Annotated in this window: 5 protein-coding genes; 3 read left to right on the forward strand and 2 right to left on the reverse strand. The window is 68.2% G+C overall.

Going from position 1 to position 5,747, the window contains the following annotated elements:
* Positions 1-1,177, forward strand: a 1,177-nt coding sequence (locus WAW17_RS22160) for an ABC transporter permease (RefSeq protein WP_422335064.1), incomplete at its 5' end; no start/stop codon positions are given.
* Positions 1,178-1,193: 16 nt separating this feature from the next.
* On the opposite strand, the gene WAW17_RS22165 is transcribed toward WAW17_RS22160, so the two are convergent.
* Positions 1,194-3,455 (reverse strand): heavy metal translocating P-type ATPase, encoded by a 2,262-nt coding sequence (locus WAW17_RS22165; protein WP_422335065.1) that lies wholly within the window; start codon positions 3,453-3,455, stop codon positions 1,194-1,196.
* Positions 3,456-3,650: 195 nt separating this feature from the next.
* Positions 3,651-3,920 carry a heavy-metal-associated domain-containing protein gene (locus tag WAW17_RS22170; protein ID WP_422335066.1) on the reverse strand — a complete coding sequence of 90 codons (270 nt, stop codon included), beginning with the start codon at positions 3,918-3,920 and terminating at the stop codon, positions 3,651-3,653.
* Positions 3,921-4,165: 245 nt separating this feature from the next.
* Here WAW17_RS22170 and WAW17_RS22175 point away from each other — a divergent pair, with 245 nt between their 5' ends.
* Together WAW17_RS22175 and WAW17_RS22180 are read left to right on the forward strand one after the other, a co-directional pair.
* Positions 4,166-4,654, forward strand: coding sequence for a YgaP family membrane protein (locus tag WAW17_RS22175; RefSeq protein ID WP_422335067.1), 489 nt, complete (start codon positions 4,166-4,168; stop codon positions 4,652-4,654).
* Between the two features lie 117 nt (positions 4,655-4,771).
* On the forward strand, positions 4,772-5,747 hold a 976-nt coding region (locus WAW17_RS22180), incomplete at its 3' end, for a heavy metal translocating P-type ATPase (protein WP_422335068.1).

Here is a 5,747-nt window from a genome sequence, read left to right on the forward strand (position 1 = left end):
GGCGGCGCTGCTCGCCTTGGCCGCGCGGACCGGCATCGACCATCCCGCTCGGGCAATCGCCGGCACGCTGATGTTCGCGGTGATCTATCTGGCGATCGGCGCGCTGGTGGGGGCGGTGGTGCGTAACCCCGTCAACGGCACGGTCCTCATCCTGTTCGTCTGGATTCTGGACGTGTTCTTCGGACCCGCCGTCGGATCACCCGATCGCATCGAAAACCGTTGGTTCCCAACACATTTCGTGACGCTATGGATGGTGGATGTTCCGTCCCGTCACGGTGGCCGGATAGGGGACCTGGGCTGGGCACTGGTGTGGATGTTCGCGGCGCTGATCGTCAGCACCCTCGTCATCACCGCCACCGTCGGTGTGTCCTGGCGGTCGCGGCGGCGCCCCACAGTTGGATCCGGGTGGGGTCAGTTTTCGGCCGGACTGCGGATGGGACTGCGGGAGTACCGCCGCAACCCGGTGCTGTGGGTGCTGCTGGTGGTGGTGCCGATCGTGTTCATCGTGCTGGCGAAGGCGATGACCGCGCAGGAGTCCGGTGTGTTCTCCCTGGTCGAGGGCGGCCGGGCGGTGATGGAGGTGTTCTGGTTGCCGGATGTGCATGCCGGGACGATGACCCCGATCGCGGTCTCGTCGCTGGCGGCGTTGGCCGGGCTGTTCATCGGGCTCGATGCCCGGGCGGGCGATCAGCGACTCACCCTGGCCGGCTTTCCCTTCCCCCTGCTGCTGGCGGTGCGTTTGACGATGATCGGATGCGCCGCCGCCCTGGTGAGCCTCTCGTCGTTGATGGTGACCGCCGCGGTGTTCGATGCCCGGCAGTGGGGTGTCTACGGCGCCGGAAACGTGCTGATGGCCGTGACGTACGGGCTGCTCGGGTTCTGCCTGGGCCCGATCTTCGGGCGTGTGGGTGGGGTGTTCATCGCCTTTCTGGTGCCGTTCCTCGATATCGGCATCGGCCAGAGTCCGATGCTGCGACCCGAACCGGCGACCTGGGCACGTGGCCTACCGGGGTACGGGGCGATGCGGGTGCTGCTCGACGGCGGGTTGACCGCCCGGTTCGACGCGGTCGGCCCGCTGCTCGGGGCGTTGGCGTGGCTGCTCGCGCTCACCGCGTTGGCCGGGTGGCTGTTCCGCCGCACCCCCGCCAGCCCCGTGCATCCCCGGTTGGGGATGTGATCGGCGGTGGGTGCTGTTACCGGGTGGGGGTGAATCGGCGCAGCCGCAGGCTGTTGCTCACCACGAACACCGAGCTGAAGGCCATTGCGGCCCCGGCGATCAGCGGGTTGAGTAGGCCCAGCGCCGCCAGCGGCAGGGCCGCCACGTTGTAGGCGAACGCCCAGAACAGATTGCCCTTGATCGTGCGCAGGGTGGCCCGCGCCAGACGGATCGCGTCCGGGGCGGCCCGAAGGTCACCGCGCACCAGGGTCAGGTCCGAGGCCTCGATCGCGACGTCGGTGCCGGTGCCCATCGCCAGACCGAGGTCGGCCTGGGCGAGGGCGGCCGCGTCGTTGACGCCGTCGCCGACCATCGCCACCACCCGCCCCTGGTCCTGCAGGTTCTTGATCACGTCGACCTTGTCCGCGGGCAGGACCTCGGAGATCACCTGGTCGATCCCGACCTGGTTCGCGACGCTCTGCGCGGCGCGGTGATTGTCCCCGGTGAGCAGCACGGGCGAGAGGCCGAGCTCGCGTAGTTCACCGATCGCCGCCGCGGAGGTGTCCTTGACGGTGTCGGAGACGACGATCACCGCGCGGATCGCCCCGTCCCACGCAATCCACACCGGGGTGCGTCCCTGCGTTTCGGCCTCGTCGACAACGAGCTGCAGCGAGCCTGGGGCGGTGAGCGCCCACTGCTCGCGCAGCCAGCTGTACCGCCCGGCCAGCACGGCGTGACCCTCGACGACACCGGCCACCCCACGGCCGCCGTGGTTTTCGAAGCCCTCGACCGCCGGTAACGGGCCGACCTCGGCGGCGCGCGCGGCGACTGCACGGGCGATGGGGTGTTCGGAGGCATGCTCGAGAGCACCCGCCAGATGCAGGACCTCGGTGTCGGACACCCCCTCGGCGGCGTGCACCGAGGCGACGGCCATCCGGCCGGTGGTGATGGTGCCCGTCTTGTCCAGGACGATCGTGTCGACGCGGCGGGTCGATTCGAGGATCTGTGGGCCCTTGATCAAGATACCGAGCTGGGCGCCGCGGCCGGTGCCGACGAGCAGCGCGGTCGGCGTCGCCAACCCCAGCGCGCACGGGCACGCAATGATCAGCACCGCGACCGCGGCGGTGAACGCCGCCGTCACAGTGTTCCCGGTCAGCAGCCATACCGCGAGGGTCAGCAGTGCAAGCCCGATGACGATGGGCACGAACACCGCGGAGACCCGGTCGGCGAGCCGTTGCACCTGCGCCTTCCCGTTCTGTGCCTCGGTCACCAGCCGCGCCATCTGCGCGAGTTGGGTGTCGGCGCCGATGCGGGTGGCGCGGACGAGGATTCGCCCACCGGCGTTGACGGTGGCGCCGACGACGCTCTCGCCGGGCCCAACCTCGACGGGGACCGGTTCGCCGGTGAGCATGGATGCGTCGACCGCGGAGGTGCCGGCGGTGACGATCCCGTCGGTGGCGATCTTCTCGCCGGGGCGGACGACGAACACATCGCCGACGGCGAGTTGGCTGATCGGGATGCGGATCCCGGATCCCCCGCGGAGCACGGCGACGTCCTTGGCGCCCATGTCGAGCAGGGCGCGCAGCGCGGCCCCGGACTGCCGTTTCGCGCGGGCCTCGAAGTAGCGGCCGGCGAGGATGAAGGCGGTCACCGCGGAGGCGACCTCGAGGTAGATGTGCGGTTCGGTGCTGCCGGTGGTCAGCAGGTCGAAATTCATCCGCATGCCGGTCATGCCGGCGTGGGTGAAGAACAGCGCCCACAGCGACCACAGGTAGGCGGCGGTGACACCGACGGAGATGAGGGTGTCCATTGTAGCGGCGCCGTGCCGCAGATTCGCCCAGGCGGCGCGGTGGAACGGCAACGCACCCCACACCACCACCGGTGAGGCCAGGGTCAGCGTCAGCCACTGCCAGTTGTCGAATTGGAGCGCCGGGATCATCGACAACAGCACGACCGGCACGGTCAACACCGTCGAGACGATCAGCCGCTGCCGCCAGGGCGCCGCCTCGTCCGGTTCCGCGGGGGCCGCAGTCGTCGCCCCTGCGGCGTCCGCAGGGGAAACGGGGAGGGTGGCGGTGTATCCGGTCGCCTCCACCGTCGCCACCAGATCTTCGGGAGAGACCCGGTCGGCGAAGGTGACCTTGGCCTTCTCGGTCGCGTAGTTGACGGTCGCGGTGACCCCGTCCATCCGGTTGAGCTTCTTCTCGATCCGCGCCGCACACGACGCGCACGTCATTCCCCCGATCGACAACTCGAGATCATGTTCTCGATCACCGGACTCGGTCATGTGGGTCGTCATGTGCCCATCCCCTTGCCACTCGTATCTCTCTCAAAATACCCCTAGGGGGTAGCCTCAAACCAGGCGGTATCCGGCGCTCACCAGATACCGCCCATGCGCACCCCGCCGCCGCACTGCGCTCGAACGAGGTGCCCACCGTGCGGTCGACCCCTCGGCCCACGGCTCGTGGCATACACGGCCGGGCCGATTGCGGGCTCAGCCGCAACAGCACCCGCCGGCATCGCCGACCAAGGTCAGGGCGGTACCGACCACAGTGTCATGCTCCGCCGCCACGGCGTCGTACCCGGCGTCGGAGATGGCCTGTACGACAGCGCCGTCGGTCGGCACACCGACGCTGGTCACCGTTCCCGCCGCCAGATCGACCTCCACCCCGGTCACCCCGGGGACCGCGCCCACCGCAGCCTCCACCGTCGACACGCAGTGCCCGCACGTCATGCCCTCGACCTTGTATGTGGTGACAGTCATCGATCTCCACCTTTCTCGCCCACGCTCCGGTGAGCATGAAACCCAACATATACCCCTAGGGGGTAGCAGTAAAGGTGCTTGTGTCATCGGCTGCGAAAACACGAGATCAGCAGGCCGAAGGGGGTCACCGCCCGGCTTCCGCGGGCGGCTTCTTCATCGAATCTTCATCAAATCGCTAAACCAGAGCATACCCGGTGGGGGTAATGTAGGACATGTTCGGGCAGGTGCGATCACGGTGAAACCGGTTGCGGCGGAAAGCGAGGGAGCAGAGGTGGGGTGTCAACGTAACCCCGGCCGAGCGGAACGCCCGGATCGTGATCGGCGTGGTCGGCGGTCTCATGGTCATCGCGGGCGGAGCCTCGCTCTGGTCGGCGGTGTCGGCCGTGTTGCTCATTGCCGCCGGACTGGTTCTGGCGGTGACTGATTCGACCGGTCATTGCCTGCTGTATCGGAGGCCGGGCCATATACCGGCCTCGTTTGAAGGGCGGAACACCATGACGAACGAAGAACGCCGTGAGCCCCACATCGGCGGCAACAGCGACCCCGACTATCAGGGCGCCGGTGGTCACAGTCGTCACCGTTGGATGATGATCGCCTGCTGCATTCCGATGCTGGTTGTCGCCGTCGCGCTGATCGCCAGCGGAACGGTGGGAATTGGGAGCCTGGTGTTCGTGCTGGCGTGTCTGGGGATGATGGCTGTGATGATGTTTTCGATGGGGGGACAACGACATTGACTCCTGCACGCTAGACGACGGTAAGGGGTGCACGGGCCGCATTCGTACCGGAAGAAGGCAGTCATACCGAGCGGGGCGCCGGGACTCGGTGCGCCACAACGAAGAGGTGCCAGTGCGATGAACAGAACCACGGTGCTCGAAGTCGGCGGAGTGCACTGGGCGAGCTCGACGGCGACCGTCGAGGCCACCCTGGGCCGGCGACCGGGTGTCACCTCCGTCGAGGCGAATGCCGTCAATCAGACGGCCACCGTCACGTACGACCCGGCGCGGACGTCGGTGATCGAACTGTCGAAGTGGGTGCGTGACTGCGGTTATCACTGCGCCGGGCGCTCGGTACCCGATCATGTGTGCGATCCGATGTCCGAGCCGGCCGCCGCGCGCGGCGAAATTCCCGCCGAGCCCGGGGTGCCTGCGGGGCGGTCACCACAGGAGATGATGGGCCACGGCGGCGGACATGCCGGGATGTCGATGGACGCCATGGTCCGGGACATGCGCAACCGTTTCCTGGTGGCGCTGGTGTTGTCGATCCCGATCATGCTGTGGTCCCCGATGGGCCGCGACATGTTCGGGTTCATGGTGCCGGCCCCGTTCGGCCTGCGCGACGACGTGTTCACGCTGTTTCTGAGCCTGCCGGTGATCTTCTACTCGGCGTGGATCTTCTTCGACGGCGCCTACCGGGCGCTGAAGGCGCGCACCCTGGACATGATGGTGCTCGTCGCCGTCGCGGTCGGGGCCGGCTGGCTCTACAGCGTCGGGGTGACCCTGACCGGCGGCGGGGATGTGTTCTACGAGGCAGCCACGATGCTGACCACGTTCGTGCTGCTCGGGCACTGGTTCGAGATGCGTGCCCGCGGCGGGGCAAACGATGCGATCCGCACCTTGCTCGAGCTCGCTCCGCCGAGGGCGGTGGTGCTGCGCGGCGGCGAACCGGTCGAGATCCCCACCGCCGAGGTTCAGACCGGGGATCTGCTGCTCGTTCGGCCGGGCGCGAAGATCCCGGTCGACGGCATCGTCGAGGACGGCAATTCCGAGGTCGACGAGTCCATGGTCACCGGGGAGAGCCTGCCGGTGACGAAAACGCCCGGCTCCGAGG

Source organism: Rhodococcus sp. (in: high G+C Gram-positive bacteria) (genome assembly GCF_049286785.1).
In the GTDB taxonomy this organism is placed as follows: Bacteria; Actinomycetota; Actinomycetes; order Mycobacteriales; family Mycobacteriaceae; genus Rhodococcus_F.

Excerpts from the sequence above, each read along its gene's own strand:
- WAW17_RS22170 (WP_422335066.1), bottom strand. The coding sequence starts at position 3,920 with ATGACTGTCACCACATACAAGGTCGAGGGCATGACGTGCGGGCACTGC.
- WAW17_RS22165 (WP_422335065.1), bottom strand. The coding sequence starts at position 3,455 with ATGACGACCCACATGACCGAGTCCGGTGATCGAGAACATGATCTCGAG.